This window comes from Microlunatus speluncae, from assembly GCF_009299835.1.
Taxonomy (GTDB): Bacteria; Actinomycetota; Actinomycetes; order Propionibacteriales; family Propionibacteriaceae; genus Microlunatus; species Microlunatus speluncae.
Window position 1 is genome coordinate 287407 of sequence record NZ_VKCZ01000007.1, and the last position, 16970, is coordinate 304376.

Annotated in this window: 17 protein-coding genes; 16 read left to right on the plus strand and 1 reads right to left on the minus strand. The window is 69.8% G+C overall.

All coding sequences use genetic code 11. From position 1 onward, the window contains the following. The first annotated feature begins 27 nt into the window (after positions 1-27). From FNH24_RS10995 to FNH24_RS11030, 8 genes are all read left to right on the plus strand, one after another. Positions 28-1848: an ABC transporter substrate-binding protein gene (locus FNH24_RS10995; RefSeq protein ID WP_152362213.1), complete on the plus strand. Its 1821-nt coding sequence runs from the start codon at positions 28-30 to the stop codon at positions 1846-1848. Between the two features lie 15 nt (positions 1849-1863). Further along, positions 1864-2901, plus strand: coding sequence for an ABC transporter permease (locus tag FNH24_RS11000; protein ID WP_152362214.1), 1038 nt, complete (start codon positions 1864-1866; stop codon positions 2899-2901). Next, positions 2898-3821 carry an ABC transporter permease gene (locus FNH24_RS11005; RefSeq protein WP_152362215.1) on the plus strand — a complete coding sequence of 308 codons (924 nt, stop codon included), beginning with the start codon at positions 2898-2900 and terminating at the stop codon, positions 3819-3821. The genes FNH24_RS11000 and FNH24_RS11005 overlap by 4 nt, the downstream gene beginning before the upstream one ends. Beyond that, positions 3821-4816 carry an ABC transporter ATP-binding protein gene (locus FNH24_RS11010; RefSeq protein WP_152362216.1) on the plus strand — a complete coding sequence of 332 codons (996 nt, stop codon included), beginning with the start codon at positions 3821-3823 and terminating at the stop codon, positions 4814-4816. Before FNH24_RS11005 ends, FNH24_RS11010 begins: the two co-directional genes overlap by 1 nt. Beyond that, positions 4813-5910, plus strand: coding sequence for an oligopeptide/dipeptide ABC transporter ATP-binding protein (locus tag FNH24_RS11015; RefSeq protein WP_217428150.1), 1098 nt, complete (start codon positions 4813-4815; stop codon positions 5908-5910). Before FNH24_RS11010 ends, FNH24_RS11015 begins: the two co-directional genes overlap by 4 nt. Positions 5911-6096: 186 nt before the next feature. Further along, positions 6097-7056, plus strand: a complete 960-nt coding sequence (locus tag FNH24_RS11020; RefSeq protein ID WP_152362217.1) for a hypothetical protein — start codon at positions 6097-6099, stop codon at positions 7054-7056. A 50-nt stretch (positions 7057-7106) separates the two neighbouring features. After that, a complete protein-coding gene (locus FNH24_RS11025) occupies positions 7107-7325 on the plus strand; it encodes a cold-shock protein (protein WP_152362218.1) in 219 nt (72 codons plus the stop codon). A 94-nt stretch (positions 7326-7419) separates the two neighbouring features. Next, positions 7420-7707, plus strand: a complete 288-nt coding sequence (locus FNH24_RS11030) for a hypothetical protein (protein WP_152362219.1) — start codon at positions 7420-7422, stop codon at positions 7705-7707. A gap of 5 nt (positions 7708-7712) precedes the next feature. On the opposite strand, the gene FNH24_RS11035 is transcribed toward FNH24_RS11030, so the two are convergent. Further along, positions 7713-8501 carry an SDR family NAD(P)-dependent oxidoreductase gene (locus FNH24_RS11035; RefSeq protein ID WP_152362220.1) on the minus strand — a complete coding sequence of 263 codons (789 nt, stop codon included), beginning with the start codon at positions 8499-8501 and terminating at the stop codon, positions 7713-7715. A 96-nt stretch (positions 8502-8597) separates the two neighbouring features. Here FNH24_RS11035 and FNH24_RS11040 point away from each other — a divergent pair, with 96 nt between their 5' ends. From FNH24_RS11040 to FNH24_RS11070, 8 genes are all read left to right on the plus strand, one after another. Beyond that, positions 8598-9230: a TetR/AcrR family transcriptional regulator gene (locus FNH24_RS11040; RefSeq protein WP_152362221.1), complete on the plus strand. Its 633-nt coding sequence runs from the start codon at positions 8598-8600 to the stop codon at positions 9228-9230. Between the two features lie 141 nt (positions 9231-9371). Then, on the plus strand, positions 9372-10232 hold the full coding sequence (locus tag FNH24_RS11045; protein WP_152362222.1) for a phosphatase PAP2 family protein: 861 nt from the start codon (positions 9372-9374) through the stop codon (positions 10230-10232). A gap of 42 nt (positions 10233-10274) precedes the next feature. After that, positions 10275-11114 (plus strand): beta-galactosidase, encoded by an 840-nt coding sequence (locus FNH24_RS32440; protein WP_217428151.1) that lies wholly within the window; start codon positions 10275-10277, stop codon positions 11112-11114. Next, the gene (locus FNH24_RS32445; RefSeq protein WP_217428152.1) at positions 11003-12073 is read left to right on the plus strand and encodes a beta-galactosidase; all 1071 of its coding nucleotides are present in this window, start codon (positions 11003-11005) and stop codon (positions 12071-12073) included. Before FNH24_RS32440 ends, FNH24_RS32445 begins: the two co-directional genes overlap by 112 nt. 247 nt (positions 12074-12320) lie before the next feature. Beyond that, positions 12321-13337, plus strand: a complete 1017-nt coding sequence (locus FNH24_RS11055) for a TauD/TfdA family dioxygenase (RefSeq protein WP_246186838.1) — start codon at positions 12321-12323, stop codon at positions 13335-13337. Next, positions 13334-14329: an ornithine cyclodeaminase family protein gene (locus FNH24_RS11060; protein WP_217428153.1), complete on the plus strand. Its 996-nt coding sequence runs from the start codon at positions 13334-13336 to the stop codon at positions 14327-14329. The genes FNH24_RS11055 and FNH24_RS11060 overlap by 4 nt, the downstream gene beginning before the upstream one ends. Continuing rightward, positions 14326-15702: a type III PLP-dependent enzyme domain-containing protein gene (locus FNH24_RS11065; RefSeq protein WP_152362224.1), complete on the plus strand. Its 1377-nt coding sequence runs from the start codon at positions 14326-14328 to the stop codon at positions 15700-15702. Before FNH24_RS11060 ends, FNH24_RS11065 begins: the two co-directional genes overlap by 4 nt. Further along, on the plus strand, positions 15699-16784 hold the full coding sequence (locus FNH24_RS11070; protein ID WP_217428154.1) for a PLP-dependent cysteine synthase family protein: 1086 nt from the start codon (positions 15699-15701) through the stop codon (positions 16782-16784). Before FNH24_RS11065 ends, FNH24_RS11070 begins: the two co-directional genes overlap by 4 nt. The last annotated feature ends 186 nt before the right edge of the window (positions 16785-16970 follow it).

Genomic DNA, 16970 nt, shown 5'->3' on the forward strand with positions numbered 1-16970 from the left:
GTGCTCAGGGGAGATCGAGGTTCAGCTATGCGGAGTCATTTTCGGGGCTGGGTCGCGCGCGCGACCGTCGTCGGGGCGGCCGTTCTCGCGCTGACCGCGTGCGGTACGGGCGGGCCGGCGGGGACCGGGCCGAGCGAGGGCGGGGACAAGAAGGGCGGCATCTTCACCACGATCGATGCCAACCGCAAGATCACGCCGGGTGCGCCGAACAACCCGTACAACCCCAAGGGCAACGCCTTCACCGGCTACAACGTGTTCCAGCTGGCCTGGAACAAGGCGAACCCGAAGAACATCAACGACTTCTTCCCCGGCCTGGCCGCGTCGTGGGAGGCGTCGGAGGATCTGTCGAAGGTCACGATCAAGCTGCAGCCGAACGCCAAGTGGTCCGACGGCACTCCGGTCACCGGCAAGGACGTGCAGACGTCGTTCGCCATCGGCTACGTCGCCGGCACGCTGACCGGGATCAACCTGGGGGAGATCAAGGTCGTCGACGACTCGACGGTCGAGTTCAACCAGCTGCCGGGTGAGCCGAGCCAGACCTTCATGCTCAACCTGATCACGGCCGCGATCGTCCCGGACGCGCAGTACGGGCCCCAGCTGCCGGCCGACATTTGGGACCTGATCAAGAAGACCGATGCCGGCGACAAGGCGGCCACGACGAAGATCGCCGAGCTGACCAAGAAGATCACCGCCTTCAACCCGCCGGACGACCTGTCCGCCGGCCCGTTCGTCCTCGCCGGGATCAATCCGGGTGAGGCGATCCTGAAGAAGAACGAGCACTTCTTCGCCGCCGACAAGATCACGCCGGACCAGGTCAAGCTGCGCAACTACGCCGGCAACAACGAGATCTGGAACTACCTGCAGAGCGGTCAGCTCGATTACGGCCCGTTCACCGCGATGCCGACCAACATCCTGCAGTCGATCGAGCGGGCGGGGAACAAGCAGATCGTCTCCACCAGCTACGTCCAGGCGTCGCTGTCGTTCGATCAGTCGGTGCAGCCCTTCGACAAGGTCCAGACGCGGCAGGCCTTCGCCCACCTGCTCGACCGGGACGCGATCACCAAGGTGGGCCAGCCGGTTGGCGGCTCACCGAGCGAGACCACGACCGGCATGGTCAAGGCGGCCGGTGACGTGTTGATCACCCCGGAGACCCATGATCAACTGAACCCGTACGGCCACGATCCGGCCAAGGCGGAGCAGCTGTTGATCGAGGCCGGCCTGACGAAGGGCGGTGACGGCAAGTGGCTGCTGGCCGACGGCAAGCCGTTCACCGTGACGATGCAGGCGGTCACCGGGTTCAGCGACTGGATCGCCGCCTCCAACGTGGTCTGCAGCGAGCTGAACGACTTCGGCATCGCCTGTCAGAACAAGGTCTCCCCCGACTTCGCGGTCTATCAGGAGGAGATGGCGGCCGGGAAATACCCGTTCGGTTGGTGGCTGACCGGCGTCGGCACCATCCCCAACACCTCGCTCGGCCGGATCTGGGGCACGCCGTACGGCTACAACCTGGTCGGCAGCAAGGTCGTCTACAAGGCGCGTACGGAGAAGGAGTCCGGCAACTGGCTCAGCGGGCCGCAGGAGATCACGCTGCCCGATGGCAGCAAGGTCAAGCCGGGCGAGCTGGTGGCCGGGCTGCGCACCCTGAAGTCCGAGCAGCAGGCGGCTCCGATCCAGCAGATCGTGCTGGCCACCAACACCGCGGTGCCGATGATCGCGATCTGGGACTACCAGAACGTGCAGTTCATCAACGAGAAGCGGTTCACCAACTTCCCCGACGGCAAGGATCCCGGCCTGCAGAAGCTGTCCCCGGGCGTCTGGATGTCGTTGGGTTACATCCAGGCCAAGTGATCAGCGGGAACGTGGATGGCTGAACGACGCGTGGCGCCGCGGCGCCCGGGTGCGCACTGGGGCTTGATCAGGACCGTGCTCGGCCGGGTCGCCGGGGTCGTGGTGATGATCTTCCTCGTCGCCACGTTCACCTTCTTCCTGGTCCGGCTGCTGCCCGGTGATCCGATCAAGCAGGCCTACGAAGCGCTGATCCAGCAGGGCATCCCGCCGGAGGCGGCCGAGCGTCAGGTGCAGGTGCTGTACGGCTTCGTCTCCGACGCGCCGCTGCACGAGCAGTACTTCGGCTATCTCGGGGCGTTGGTCCGCTTCGATCTGGGTCAGTCGATCGGCAATGCCGGTCTGCCGGTCGCCCAGCTGGTCGCGGCGGCGGCGCCGTACACGGTGGTGCTGGTGCTGACCGGGATCGTGATGTCGTTCCTGCTCGGGGTCACGCTCGGCGTGGTCGCCGCGCTGCGCCGGAGCACCCGGCTGGGCGACCTGATCTCGATCAGCGGCTCGCTGCTGCACGGGATCCCGCAGTTCGTGATGGCCCTGCTGCTGTTGTACGTCTTCTCCACGCTGTTGTTGATCTTTCCCTACGGGGCACCGTACGACGCCGGCATCGAGCCCGGTCTCTCGCTCGACTTCATCGGTTCGCTGATCTGGCACGCGACGCTGCCGGTCTTCACCTACGCGCTGTCGAGTTACGGCGGCTGGCTGCTGACCACCAAGTCGTCGGTGGTCTCGGTGCTCGGCGACGACTTCATCCTGGCCGCCGAGCTGCGCGGGCTGAAGCGGCTCACCGTGATGCGTTACATCGCCCGCAACGCCATGCTGCCGCTGTTCACGATCTTGACCCTGTCGATCGGGTTCATGTTCGGCGGGTCGCTGTTCATCGAGTCGACGTTCAACTATCAGGGGCTGGGCACGTTGCTGCTGGACTCGATCGGGCAACGCGACTATCCGCTGATGAGTGGAGCCTTCCTGTTGATCTCCGTCGCGGTGATCGTGGCCAACGCAATCGCCGACGTGCTCTACGCGGTGATCGATCCGCGGATCCGGAGGTCGGCATGACCACCATCGATCCGGAACTGGTCCGCCGCCCCACCGACGAGCCGGTCACCACCGGGACGGGCCGCCGGGTGCGCGGGCTGGTCGCCGCCTGGCGGGTGCTGATCCGTCGGCCGACCCGGCTGATCGGCGCGATCATCCTGGTGATCTTCGCCCTGATGGCCATCGCCGGCCCGTGGCTCTATCCCGAGCACCTGCCGATCGACCCGGAGAACATCCTCAGCTCACCGAGCCTGGCCCATCCGTTGGGCACCGACTTCGCCGGCACCGATGTGGTCGCGCTGTTGATCACCGGCACCCGCTACGTGATGGTGTCGGCGCTGTGGGCGTCGCTGTTCACGATCGTGATCGGCACCGGGCTCGGGCTGTTCGCCGGCTATCGGCTGGGCTGGCCGGACTCGATCCTGATGAAGATCACCGACTTCATCCTGACCATCCCGAGCTTCCCGCTGCTGGTCGTGCTGGCCACGCTGTGGGACTTCAGCTCGGCGTTCTCGATGGGGCTGGTGCTCGGCCTGCTCGGCTGGGGCGGGCTGGCCCGGGCCGTTCGCAGCCAGGTGCTGTCGCTGCGCACCCGCGGCTTCGTCGAGGCCGCGCGTAGCCTCGGCCTGCCGCTGCCCAACATCATCTTCCGGCAACTGCTGCCCAACGTCGCGCCGTACATCGGGATGAACATGCTGCTCACGTTCACCGGCTTCGTCTACGCCCAGGCCGGCCTGTTCTTCCTCGGCGTGGTGCCGTTCACCGCCAACAACTGGGGTGTGATGCTCAACCAGGCGGTGCAGAACGGCGCGCTGCAGTCGCCGACCGCGCTGGCGTACCTGTTGGCGCCGCTGAGCGCGATCCTGCTGCTGACCCTCGGCACGGTGCTGCTGCTCGACGCGGTGGACGAATTCTTCAACCCGCGACTCCGGGAGGCGTGATGTCGGCGGCGGTCGAGGAGCAGGAAGATCAGCGGACTTTGATCAAGGTCCGCGGGCTGACCGTGACCTATCCGACCCCGGTCGGTGATCGTCCCGCCGTCGCGAACTGCGACCTGGAGATCCGGCGCGGCGAGATCCTCGGGGTGGTCGGCGAGTCCGGCTCGGGCAAGTCGACGCTGGCCCTGGCGCTGCTGAACGCGGTCTCCTCGCCCGGCCGGATCGCGGCCGGCGCGGTCGAGGTGGCCGGGGCGGGCGACATCACTGCCTGGTCCGGGGAAAAGCTGCGTCGTTATCGCGGGGCCCGGGTCGGCTACGTCTTCCAGGCCTCGCAGAACTCGCTCAACCCGCTGAAGCGGGTCGGCAAGCAGCTGCTCGATCTCGGCCGCAGCCATGGGGTCAAGGATCTGCGCGGCTTGATCATCGAGGCGCGGCGGCTCTGTGACCGGATCGGGCTGGACGGCCGGCGGGTGCTCGACTCCTACCAGCACGAGCTGTCCGGCGGGATGCGGCAGCGGGTCGGGATCGTCTTCGCGCTGGTGCTCAACGCCGAGGTGTTGATCTTGGACGAGCCGACCACGGCACTGGACATGCTGAGCCAGGCCTCGGTGCTGGAGATCGTCCGGGAGATCCACGCCGAGCGGGAGCTGGCGACGATCATCATCTCCCATGATCTTGGAGTGGTGGCCGAGCTGGCCGACCGGGTCGCGGTGATGTACGGCGGCCGGCTGGTCGAGCTGGGCGATGTGGCCCGGGTGATCAGGACGCCGCGGCATCCGTACACGGCGGCGCTGATGCGGGCGATCCCGCGGATCGAGGGCGATCCCGATCTGGCCCGGCCGCTGGACGGACGACCGCCGGACCTGATGTCGGCACCGACCCGGGGTTGCGTCTTCGCCGCCCGCTGTCCGCTGGCCGAGGACTCCTGCCGGGTCGAGACGCCCGCGCTGGAGGAGTACGACGGCCGACTGATCGCCTGCCCGGTGGTGCAGCGATGACCGAATCGATCATGACCCGCGCCGACACCGACGAAGCGCCGACGCCGGCCATTCGGGCGACCGGGATGACCAAGGTCTTCAGCCCGCGCGGCGGCGGCTTCGTCGGCAAGGACGACGTGCATGCGCTGCGCGGGGTCGACCTGACCTTGATGCCGGGCGAGGCTGCGTCCTTGATCGGCGAGTCCGGCTGCGGCAAGACGACCCTGGGCCGGATCTTCGCCGGGCTCGAGGATGCCAGCGGTGGCACTCTCGAGTTGGCCGGTCGTGACGTCGGCCGGGCTCGGGGTCGGGCCCGGCGAGAGCTGTTCCAGCGGGTCCAGCTGATCCATCAGGATCCGTACTCGGCGCTGAATCCGGCGACCATGATCGACGAGACGCTGCGGATGCCGTTACGGATCAGGGCCAAGCAGCGGGCCGCGGCCGGCGAGACGATCGGCCGCGGCTGGGTCGACGAACGGCTGGACGAGCTGCTGGACCTGGTCGGGCTCGACCCGGCCGGCGTCCGGGACAAGTATCCGCACAAGCTGTCCGGCGGGCAGCGGCAGCGGGTCTGCATCGCCCGGGCCCTGACCCTCGATCCCGAGGTGCTGGTCGCCGACGAGGCCGTTTCCATGATCGACGTCTCGCTCCGGCTCGGCATCCTGAACGTGTTCCGCCGGTTGCGCGAGCAGCTCGGCGTGGCGCTGTTGTTCATCACCCATGATGTGGCCACCGCCCGCTATGTCGGCGCGGGTGGGACGATCCACGTGATCTATCGCGGCCGGATCGTCGAGCAGGGCCAGACCGACGAGATCATCCAGCGCCCCGTGCATCCGTACACGCACTGCCTGTTGTCAGCGATCCCGATCATGCGCGGAGTCGAGACCGACGGCCCGGACCGGCTGCTGCCGACCGCCGGCCCCGAGGTGCACGAGGCCACCGACGGCGCCGGCGACTGCGTCTTTCGCCGCCGCTGCCCCGATGCCCAGGCCGACTGCGGCGCCATCGTGCCGCCCCTCGAAACCATCGACCCCACCTTCGTCACCGTCGCCCCCGATCACCACCACGCCTGCCTGCACCCCCGCGTGCGCCGGGTCATCCCCGCGCCGCTCTGAGCAAGATCAACCGGGGTAGCGGGCGGAGGCTCGAGTGATCGTTCCCTGAGCTTGTCGAAGGGCAAGGGTGATCGGGCCTGGCCCTTCGACAGGCTCAGGGAACGAACACCCGAACGTCCCCTCGCCCTCGCACGCAGCCAGAGAATCACGTGGCGGGCGGCGCAGCGATCCTGGCACAGTGATCACATGACCACCCCGCCGACGTACCTGCACGGTCCGCGACTGGGCTGGACAGCGGCGCCGCAGGCGGTCCGGGACTGGGTCGAGGCGCGGGCCGGCGGGCCGATCGTGGACTGGCAGGACCGGGTCGGCGGCATGTCGACCGGGCTGGCCACCGTGGTGCACGGCAGCCGGCGGAGCGTGTTCGTCAAGGCGCTCGACGCCACGGTCAATCCTGACGGCGGACGGTTCTATCTGCGCGAGGCCGAAGCCGCGGCCCGGTTGCCGGACGCTCCGTCGATCCCGCGCCTGCTGGATCACGCCGAGCTGGCGGTCGGTGATCATCAATGGGTCGTGATCTTGTATCCGGCGGTGGCCGGCGACCCGCCGCCCCACCCCTGGCGAGCCGATGATCTTGATCGGGTGCTGGACGCCTGGCTGCCCGTACAAGAGGCACTGGCCAAGATCGACGACTGGCCGCAGAGCAATCTGGCCGCCAAACTCTTCTCCGGCTGGCAATCGATCGCCGAGGACCCGGAGGATCCCTGGCACGAGCTCGCCGGGGACTGGCTGCCCGGGGAGGCCCGGTTCGTCGCCATGATCACCGATCCGGCGGACCTGATCGGTGCCCACGTCGACCTGCGCGCCGACAACATCCTGCTCGGTCCGGACGGTGTCTGGTTCGTGGACTGGGCTCATCCGGACGTGGCGCCGCCGTGGTTCGACTCGTTGATCACGCTCTGCGACGTCGTGGCCTCCGGCGCTGATCGGGGCGACGGCGGCGGGATCGAGGTGCTCCGCGTGTGGTCCGATCATCCCGTCTTCGGCGGAGCCGATCCGAGCCTGTTGATCGACGGCATCGCCGCCTTCGCGGCGTTCATGCACGCCGCCGGCCGGAAGCCGCCGCACCCCGCCGTCCCCCATGGCCGCGCCTGGCAGCGGTTGATCGCGGACCGAACGCTCCCGTTCGCCCTGCGGCACCGCTGAGTCGGCACATATCGATTGCTCCGGCCGACCGAACCGGGGAAGCTGACCGGATGGCAGAGGGCACGGTCAAGTTCTGGAAGTCGGAGAAGGGCTGGGGCGCGATCGCGTCGCCGGAGCTCCCCGAGGGGCTCGACGCGTTCGCCCACTTCAGCGCGATCGAGGCCGAAGGCTTCCGCGAGCTGACCCAGGGCGACCGGGTCGAGTTCGACTACGAGCCGGCCGTCCAGGACAGTTTCCGCTTCGTGGCAACCCGGGTCCGCAAGCTGTAACCCCTGTCGTCGGGCTGGAGCAAGGCTGACCCTCGCTGTGGTTGTGTGGGGTACGGAAACGTACCCAAGACGCTCACGAGCGAGGAGGCACAACATGCCGAGCAAGCTGCGGACTGCCCTGGGATTCGGCGCCGCGACCGCCATCGCGGCCACGAGCCTGGTGGCGCTGCCGACCACGGCATCGGCCGGGATCACCTGCACCACCGTCCGGGAGAGCACGCCGGTCCATTCCAAGCCGTGGTCGACCGCACCGGTGCTCTATCGCCTGGCCGACGACCTCGATCTCGCCTGCACCGGTGGGCCCGGCTGGTTCCGGGTCGGCCGGGACGGCGACTGGCTCGGTTACGTCAGCGCCGGCTACCTGGACACCGAGGCCGGCTGACCCGGTCAGTCCAGCACCGAGAACACCAGTTCGGCCCGGTCGCGGGCGGTGGCCAGGTCCCAGACCTGGTCGGCCATCGCGTCCGGGTCGAGTGCCATCGCGGCCAGTTGCTCGGCGTTCAGCCCGGCCCCGGCCAGCTGCTCGGCGTTCTTCGCCATGGCCGCGTAGATGTCCCCGCCGAGAATGCCGCCGCCGATCACGATCGAGCCGGCGAACACGCCCCGGTCGGCGAGGGCCGCGTTGAGGGTCAGGGCGTACCGGTGCAGGGCGGCGCCGATCAGCGCCAGTTGGCCGAGCTGCGGCATCGGCCGGATCGCGCTCAGCCCGGTCGGCAGCAGGATCGTGCCGCGCCCGCGCTCCAGCATCCCGGGCAGCACCGCCGCGACGGCGTCCACGGCACCATGCAGGAGACCCGACGACTCGCGCACCGTGTCACTGGTGATCGCCTCGATCGGCACCGGGAAGTTGCCGGGGGCCATCCCCGCCGGGCCGTAGTAGAGCACCTCGATCGGCCCGAGCCGCTGCTCGATCCGGGTCAGCGCGGCCGTCAGTTGGTCGCGGTCGAGGACATCGGCGACCTCGGCGACCGCCGTCGCCCCGTCGGCCCGCAGCCGTTCCAGATAGTCGCCGTGCCGGGTGGCCGAGCGGGAGACGACGGCGACCGGATGGCCGCCGCGGCCGAACCGGCGAGCCACGGACAGGCCCAGACCCGGCCCGACGCCGAGCACGACAACGACCCCCTGGGCCGACGCTTCGGGCGGAGCGGGCTGGGCGGCGGTCTCGACTGTGGTCATGGTGATTCCCTTTCGCTATTAACTTGAGGCTCTCCTCAAGTTATGATGTCGACCGTAGCCTAACTTGAGGCTGCCCTCAAGTAGTAGCGTGGAGGCATGCCCGAGCGGATCCGTACTCCTCGCCGCGACGCCGTCGCGAACCGGGAGAAGCTGCTCGCCGCGGCCACCGAGCTGTTCGCCGAACGCGGGCTGACCGCGCCGCTGGAGGAGATCGCCCGCCGCGGCGGTGTCAGCATCGGCACCCTCTACAACCACTTCCCCACCCGGGAGGCGTTGTTCGACGCGATCTATCCGGCCAAGCTGGCCGCGATGAACGCCGCCGGCCAGGAGGCCCTCGCCGACCCCGATCCGTGGGCGGGGTTCCGGGAATTCCTGCGGCATTCGTTCGAACTGCAGGCCGTGGACCGCGGGCTGAACGAGGCGATGACGCTGCGCTATCCGGCAGCCGCGGCGATGGCCGAGGCCTGCGATCGCGGGTACGCCGGCGTCGCGCAGATCATCGATCGGGCCCAGCGGGCCGGCGTGCTTCGGAGCGATTTCACCCTGCAGGATCTGGCCTGCCTGATCTGGGCCACCTCGCGGGTGATCACGGCCACCGTCGACATCGCGCCGCGGGCCTGGCGGCGCTACCTCGATCTCCAGCTGGACGGGCTGCGGGCCGAGGCCGCCCACCCACTCGACGGGCCGTCGCTGACGACCGAGCAGGTCGCCACCGCGATGCGGGCCTGACGCTGGTCGCAGCCCGGATCATCCTGCAGGCTCAGGCCGATCCACCTCAGGTCCCAGATCGGTCGGCCCGCGGTCCCCAGTCCGGCCACCGAGGCCCCGAAACCGCTGTAGTCGTTGGGTTTCCGTGGCACCGTGGGACGCGTGACCACCCAGCAACTCGGATCCGTACCAGTGCCGACACCGACGCCCGGGCCCGCACCGACCCGGAGCCGGTACGCGAGCGGCGCCGCGATCGCCATGATCATCGGCGTCCTGGGCACGATCCTGCTGGTCCGCATCGCGGTGTTCAGTGAGTCGGGCCAGCTGATCGACGCCGAGGCGACGGAGGTGCTGCACGCGCGCCAGGAGGCGCTGGAGCCGTTGTTGTCCGCGCTCGGCACGATCTCGACCGGCACGGTGGCCGTCGCCCTGGCGGCCTGCGTGGTCCTCGCGCTGATCCGTCGCCGGTTCGCCGCGGCCGGCGCCGCCGTGTTGATCGTCGGCGGCGCGAACGTCACCACGCAGTTGATCAAGGCCACGGTCGACCGGCCCGACTTCGGCAACGGCTTCGGCTCGCACAACAGCCTGCCCAGCGGCCACACCACGGTGACGGTGTCGATCGTCCTGGCCGCTCTGCTGGTCGCCCCGGTCGGCCTGCGGGCGCTGACCGTCGCGCTCGGCGCGTTCGCGATCGTGTTCATCGGCATGTCCACCGTGGTGGCCGGCTGGCACCAGACGAGCGACGTCCTGGCTGCGCTGACCGTGACGCTGGCCTGGTCCGGCCTGGCGGTGCTGCTGCTCTCACTGCGGCCGACGGAGCGGCCGAGGGGCGGCATCGGTGCCTTCTTCCTGGCGGCGTTCGGCGCCGTCGCGGCGGTGATCGCCCTGGTCGTGACCGGTGTCCGACCGTACGACGGCTGGCACGGCGTCGAACCTGCGCTGACCGTACTCGCCGTGATCATGGGCGGGACGGCACTCACCATCGCCTGGTTCGCCCGGCTCTCCTCGGCTCACGCCCGCTGACCGCAGATCCGCCGAAGCAGCTCCGGCTGGCACACTTCCTGGGTGACCGAGACCCAGTCCTCGCCCGCGGCCGGCGTGACGATCGACGGTGGACGCTTCGTCCGCGACGGCAAACCGCACCAGCTCATCTCCGGCGCCCTGCACTACTTCCGGGTCCCGCCGGCGCTGTGGGCCGATCGGCTGCAGCGGCTGGTCGCGATGGGCTGCAACACGGTGGAGACCTATGTCGCCTGGAACTTCCACCAGCCGTGGCGGGACCGGGCTCCGTCGTTCGACGGTGATCGTGATCTTGGTGCGTTTCTCGATCTGGCCGCGGCGGCCGGCCTGGACGTGTTGGTCCGGCCGGGGCCGTACATCTGCGCGGAGTGGGAGTTCGGCGGGCTGCCGTCCTGGCTGCTCGCCGACCCGGCCGTCCGGCGCGGACTGCGGACCAGCGAGCCCGGCTACCAAGATCAGGTCGATCGCTGGTTCGACGCGCTGGTGCCGGTGATCGCCGAGCGGCAGGTCTCCCGGGAGGGGCGAGTGATCGGCGTCCAGGTGGAGAACGAGTACGGCAGCTTCGGCAACGACCCCGTTCATCTGCGGCACCTGCGGGACCGGTTGATCGAGCTCGGCATCGACGTCTGGCTGTTCACCTCCGACGGGCCGGGCCGGCTCTGGCTGCAGGGCGGCATGATCGACGACACCCTGGCCACGATCAACTTCGGCTCCCGGCAGGAGTCCGCCTCGCGACGCTCGCCGAGCTGCGAGCGGGACAGCCGGAGATGTGCATGGAATTCTGGAACGGCTGGTTCGATCACTTCGGCGGTGATCATCACACCCGGCCCGGCGACGACGCGGCGGCCGAGCTGGCCGGCATGCTCGCAGCCGGCCGTTCGGTGAACTTCTACATGGCCCACGGCGGCACCAGTTTCGGTGTCTGGGCCGGGGCGAACGCCGTCGAGGACGGCGGCACCGTCGTGCTGCAACCGACCGTCTCCAGCTACGACTACGACGCCCCGATCGCCGAGGACGGCACGCCGACCGCCAAGTTCGGCGCCTTCCGGGACGTGATCATCGCCCACACCGGCAACACGCCGCCGGAGCCGCCGCCGCTGCCGCCGCGACTGCCGGCCGCCACGGCGGCGGTGACCGAGAGCGTCTCCCTCGCCACCGTGCTGGATCGCCGGCCGGTGATCACCTCGGCGACACCGCGCAGCTTCGAGGAGCTGGGCGTGCATCAGGGCGTGGTCCGCTATCGCACCCGGGTGGCCGGGCCGTATCCCGAGGCGTCGTTGAGCCTGGACGGCCTGGCCGATCTCGGCACCGTGATCATCGACGGGCGGATCCGGTCCCGGGTGGGCCGGAGCGCGCTCGATGATCAGTTCCCGGTCGGGCCGAGCACCCTGGAGCTGGCCGAGGAGAACGCCCTGGACGTGCTGGTCAGCTCGCTGGGCCGGATCAACTTCGGCCGCCACCTCGGCGACAGCAAGGGGTTGGCCGCGATCCGGCTCGACTTCCAGCACCTGCACGGCTATCAGCAGGCCGGCCTCGATCTGACCGAGCTGCCCGAGTTGGACTGGTCCGGCCCGGCACCGGCGGCCGGCGAGCCCGGCTTCCATCGCACCATGATCGACATCGCGACGCCCGGCGACGGCTTCCTCGCCCTGCCGGGTTGGCACCACGGCTATCTGTTCCTGAACGGCTTCAACCTGGGCCGCTACTGGAGCATCGGTCCGCAGCGCACCCTCTACGCGCCCGCGCCGCTGTGGCGACCCGGCTCGAACGAGCTCGTCGTCGCCGAACTGGGCGCCGGCTCCGGATCGGTGATCGAGCTGCGCTCCGAGCCGGACCTCGGCTGACTCCGGCCGTTCGACACCTGCCCCGATCCCGGACTCGCGTTTCTCTACCTGTGGCGAGTTCCGCGGCCGGAAGCCGCATTCCCGCTCGCATTTCTCTACCTGTGGCGAGTTCCGCATCGGGAGGCGAGTCGAGTCAGCCTAGGGTTTCCGCAAGACACCCTTTAGGTAAGCCTTGCTTAACTGACGCTGAGGGACTAGCTTCGCTGGCCGGGGATGTGATCGTCCACCACGCCAGGAAGGGATCTGCGTGTCCAGCTCTGCGCCGGCACTGGTTCGCCGCACCATCGCCCCGACCACTGCGCGCGCCCTCGGCCGGGTCGCTGTCGAGCTGGCCGAAAGCTTCCGCTCTCCCTTCGACCCCGAGCTGGTCGCGGCCGTCGATCGCCGCGCGCCGGAGCTGCCGAGCGAGGTGGCGGAAGCAGTACAGCCGCCGGGTGACGACGGCGCCGTGATCATCTCCGGGCTGCAGGTCGACGACGCCGGGCTCGGCCCGACCCCGGAGAGCTGGCGCGCCGCCGGCACCGCCGGCTTCGACTTCGAGTTGATCATGCTGCTGCTGGCCCGGTCGGCGGGTCAGCCGTTCGGCTGGCGCGGCCAGCAGAACGGCCGCCTGATCAACACGATCGTGCCGTCCCGCGGCCGGGAGCGGGAGCAGACCGGGGCCAGCAGTGCCACCACCCTCGCTCCGCACACCGAGGACGCCTTCCACCCGGGCCGGGCCCACCTGATGCTGCTGGGCTGCCTGCGCAACCCCGACCGGGTCGGCACCACCGTCTCGTCGGTCCGCCGGGTGCGGCTCACTGATGATCATCGCCGGACCCTGGCCGAGCCGGTGCTGCCGATCCTGCCGGACAGCTCGTACGGCACCGATCATGATCAGGACAGTGCCCGGCCGACCCCGCCGGTGTGGGACGGGCCGGAGGGGCCGACCTTGCGCTACGACCCCGCCTACACCCCGTTGGAGCGAGCCGATGCCGACTACCGCGCCGCCTACGGACAGCTGGCGGCCGAGCTCGATCGGGTCAAGATCACCGCGGTGCTCGACCCCGGCGAACTGCTGTTGATCGACAACGATCTCGCCGTGCACGGCCGGGTGCCGTTCACCGCGCGCTACGACGGCACCGATCGCTGGCTGAAGCGGGTCAACATCCGGCTGGCCGACCGCGCCCGGCGCCCGGCCGAGGCCGACGAGGACGGATTCGGCGAGGAGCTCGTCGAGCCCTTCGGCCGGCAGCAGCCGAGCACCGATCCGCTCGCCGGATGAACCCGACGCAGGAGTCCGCGCCGCTTCGCCTGCTCAGCCGGACCGATCTGGCCGATGTGCCGTTCCCGCCCGAGGAGGTGGTGGCGGCGGTGGAGCAGGCCTACCGCAGCTTCGGCTCCGGCACGGCCGAGAACCCGACCAAGATCACCGTCGGCGGGGTCCATGATCGCTCCGTCGCGTACGCGATGCTCGGCCGGGACACCGACCGCGGCGTGGTTGCGATGAAGACCTCGTACACCTTCGGGCCCGATGACGATCGCGGCGGCAAGCGCTACACCACGATGATCATGCTGTACGACGACACCACCGGGGCACCGATCGCGCTGCTGGACGGATCCCGGATCGGCGCGCTGCGGACGCCGGCCGTGTCGGCCCTCCTGGTCCGCGAGACCAAGCGATCCGACGCCCGGAGCGTGCTGGTGATCGGCACCGGCGTGCAGGGGCGTAACGCCCTGCCGCATCTACTGGCCGCGAACCCGGAGCTGGACCGGCTGATGCTCTTCGGCACCCATGCCGGCGGCATCGACGCCGTCCGGTCGATGCTGGCCGACTACGACCCGGCGCGTTCGGTCGAGGTGGTCACCGATCCACGCGCCGCGGCCGGCGAGGCGGACGTGATCCTGGCGACCGCGGGCCCGGCCACTCGGGTCGCCGTGGAGTCGTCCGACCTGCGGGACGGTTCGACGGTCGTGCTGGTCGGCTACGGGCTGGCGCCGTCGACGCTGGTCGACGCGGACCGGGCGATCGCCACCAACGCGGCGCAGATGGCGATCACCGGGCGGGACATGGCCGGGCCGGACGGCACGTTGCGTCCGGTCGATGCGGAGCTGCCCGCGGTGATCACCGGTCGCGCCCGGCTGCGGCAGCACGACGCGCAGCGGATCTTCGCGTTCAACAGCGGCATCGTGCTCACCGACATCGCGGTCGCCCACGCGCTGGCCCAGCGGGCGATCGAGCTCGGACGCGGCGTCGACGTCACGCTCTGGTCATGACGATCACTGCCGAACTCACCGGTCGCGGCATCACGGCGCCGCCGTTGACCGCGCACCGGGACCCCTGGGAGTTACGGCTGCTGGCCGACGACCGGCTGCTGGCCGACCTGGCGCTCGCCGTCGGCGGGCCCTTCCACGTGCTCTTCCCGGAGCGGGTGACCGCCAACCTGCGGGCCTACCGGGCGGCCTTCGCCGAAGCCGGCCTGGCCGGTGCGATCTACTACGCCCGCAAGGCCAACAAGGCGGCCTGCGTGATCACCGCCTGCGCGCGGGCCGACGCCGGCGTCGACGTGTCCAGCCCCGGCGAACTGGTGGCCGCCCTCGGTGGTGGCATCCGCGGCCGGGAGTTGATGATCACCGGGCCGGCCAAATCGGACGAGCTGCTCTGGCTGGCGACCCGGCACGGTGCCATGATCGCGATCGACGCGGTGGACGAGCTGGACCGGCTGATCGCGCTCCGGGCCGAGCCCTGCCGGGTGCTGCTCCGGGTCCGGCCTCGGGACTCCGCGAGCAGGTTCGGCATGACGGAGGCCGAGCTGGTGGCCGCACTGGACCTGATCACCCGTGCCGGGCCGGATTCGATCATGGTCGACGGGTTCAGCTTCCACCTGACCGGTTACGATCCGGCACCCCGGGCCCGGCTGGCCGGCGAGCTGGTCGACCGCTGTCTTCGGCTGCGCAGCGAGGGACATCCGGCGTCGATGATCTCGATCGGCGGGGGCTTCGCGGTCGACTACGCCGACGCGGAGCAGTGGCGAGCGTTCGCCGACGGCCTGCGAGACCGGTGGTGTCACGACGGGCAGGGCAGCGGATCGCTGTATCCGTACCACTCCGAGGTCGCCGGACCGGCGATGCTGACCGAGATCCTGCGCACCGACGGGCTCGCCGATCGGCTGCGGGAGCACGGGATCCGGCTGGCGATCGAGCCGGGACGTTCACTGCTCGACCGGGCCGGGCTCTCGGTGTTCGCCGTCCGCGGGGTCAAGATCAGGGAAGAGCGCGGGCTGCCGTACCGGATGATCACAGTCGACGGCAGCAGTCTCAGCCTGTCCGAGCAGTGGTTCGGCAGCGAGTACGTACCCGATCCGGTGCTCTGGCCGAGCGGGACGGAGCAGCTTCAGAGCGGCGCGGCCGCGCCGGTGCCCACCTGTGTCGGCGGCGTGACCTGCCTCGAGTCCGACCTGCTCAGCCGGCGACGGATCCCGTTGCCGCGGGAGCCGCGGATCGGCGACCTGCTGATCTATCCGAACACGGCCGGCTATCAGATGGATTCCAACGAATCCGAGTTCCAGAACCATCCGATTCCACCGAAGATCGTGCTCCGGCCCGATCTCCGCTGGAGCCTTGATCATGCACGTGGAGAGAGATCGTGATCTACACCAGAATGACCGACCTGATCGGCCGCACGCCCCTGTTTCAGCTGGCCCAGACCGGCAGCGGGACCAGGCTGCTGCTGAAGCTGGAGCAGTTCAACCCGACCGGCGCCGCCAAGATCAGGATGGCCCGGTCGATGGTGCTCGACGCCGAGGCCCGCGGGCTGCTCCGGCCCGGCGGCCGGATCGTCGAATCGACGTCGGGCAACACCGGCCTCGGCCTGGCCGTGGTCGCGGCCGAGCGCGGCTACCGGTTCACCGCCGTCGTCGACCGGCACGCCTGCGCCGACAAGCTGCGGACCATGGCCGCCCTGGGAGCGGAACTGATCTTCGTCGGCGACGATGATCACCTGGCGACGTCGGCCCGGGAGGACCTGGCCGAGCAGCTCGCCGCCAACGAGCCGGGCGCCTTCTTCACCGAGCAGCACAACAACCCGGCCAACGCCGACGGCTACGCCGAACTGGCCGACGAACTGCTGGCCGATCTCGACGGCCCCGACGTCGACGTGTTGATCAGCGCCGTCGGCACCGGCGGATCGCTGTTCGGCACCGCCCGGCGACTCCGGCAGCGCGGCTCCGCCGTTCGGGTGATCGGGGTCGAGCCGGTCGGCTCGATCGCGTTCGGCGGCGACGGCGGCCCGTACTGGCAGTCCGGCACCGGCACCCCGCCGGGCGCGTCGATCGGCACCGCCGTCGACTACACGTTGTTGGACGAGGGCCTCAAGGTGAGCGACATCGAGGCGTTCGCCACCGCCCGGGCCGTGGCGGCGCGGACCGGCCTGATGATCGGCGGCTCGGCCGGCGGCTCCGTCCACGCCGCCCTGACCCGGCTGGAGGACTTCGCCCCCGGCTCGACGGTGATCACCATCGTCTGCGACGGCGGCGAGAAGTATCTGGACACCGTCTTCGACGATGAATGGATGCGCGCCCGCAACCTCCTCGACCTCCCCACCGAGTCCCACCTCAACACCCTCCTCACCCGCCTCTCCCCCACACCCACCCCACCCCCCTCCTGGCCACCCTCTAAAACCGCCGACCCGTCACATCCGCGGCCGTTTGGCGGCGTGTCGACGCTCTTGTGACGACTCGGCGGAGATGCACGAGGCGCGACCAGAGCCCGGAACCGCGACGGGCGGAAAGACCTGGCGATCCTGGGCAGCGACATCGAGTCGAACCGCTCGGTGGTCGCCGAGGCCCCGGATCCGGATTTCGTCTCGGGACGAAGCTCCGAATCCCATTCGTCGAGCCGTCACAAGTGCTTCGACACG

Coding starts and splice junctions, on each gene's coding strand:
- FNH24_RS10995 (WP_152362213.1), top strand. CDS start 28: ATGCGGAGTCATTTTCGGGGCTGGGTCGCGCGCGCGACCGTCGTCGGG.
- FNH24_RS11000 (WP_152362214.1), top strand. CDS start 1,864: ATGGCTGAACGACGCGTGGCGCCGCGGCGCCCGGGTGCGCACTGGGGC.
- FNH24_RS11005 (WP_152362215.1), top strand. CDS start 2,898: ATGACCACCATCGATCCGGAACTGGTCCGCCGCCCCACCGACGAGCCG.
- FNH24_RS11010 (WP_152362216.1), top strand. CDS start 3,821: ATGTCGGCGGCGGTCGAGGAGCAGGAAGATCAGCGGACTTTGATCAAG.
- FNH24_RS11015 (WP_217428150.1), top strand. CDS start 4,813: ATGACCGAATCGATCATGACCCGCGCCGACACCGACGAAGCGCCGACG.
- FNH24_RS11020 (WP_152362217.1), top strand. CDS start 6,097: ATGACCACCCCGCCGACGTACCTGCACGGTCCGCGACTGGGCTGGACA.
- FNH24_RS11025 (WP_152362218.1), top strand. CDS start 7,107: ATGGCAGAGGGCACGGTCAAGTTCTGGAAGTCGGAGAAGGGCTGGGGC.
- FNH24_RS11030 (WP_152362219.1), top strand. CDS start 7,420: ATGCCGAGCAAGCTGCGGACTGCCCTGGGATTCGGCGCCGCGACCGCC.
- FNH24_RS11035 (WP_152362220.1), bottom strand. CDS start 8,501: ATGACCACAGTCGAGACCGCCGCCCAGCCCGCTCCGCCCGAAGCGTCG.
- FNH24_RS11040 (WP_152362221.1), top strand. CDS start 8,598: ATGCCCGAGCGGATCCGTACTCCTCGCCGCGACGCCGTCGCGAACCGG.
- FNH24_RS32445 (WP_217428152.1), top strand. CDS start 11,003: ATGGAATTCTGGAACGGCTGGTTCGATCACTTCGGCGGTGATCATCAC.
- FNH24_RS11060 (WP_217428153.1), top strand. CDS start 13,334: ATGAACCCGACGCAGGAGTCCGCGCCGCTTCGCCTGCTCAGCCGGACC.
- FNH24_RS11065 (WP_152362224.1), top strand. CDS start 14,326: ATGACGATCACTGCCGAACTCACCGGTCGCGGCATCACGGCGCCGCCG.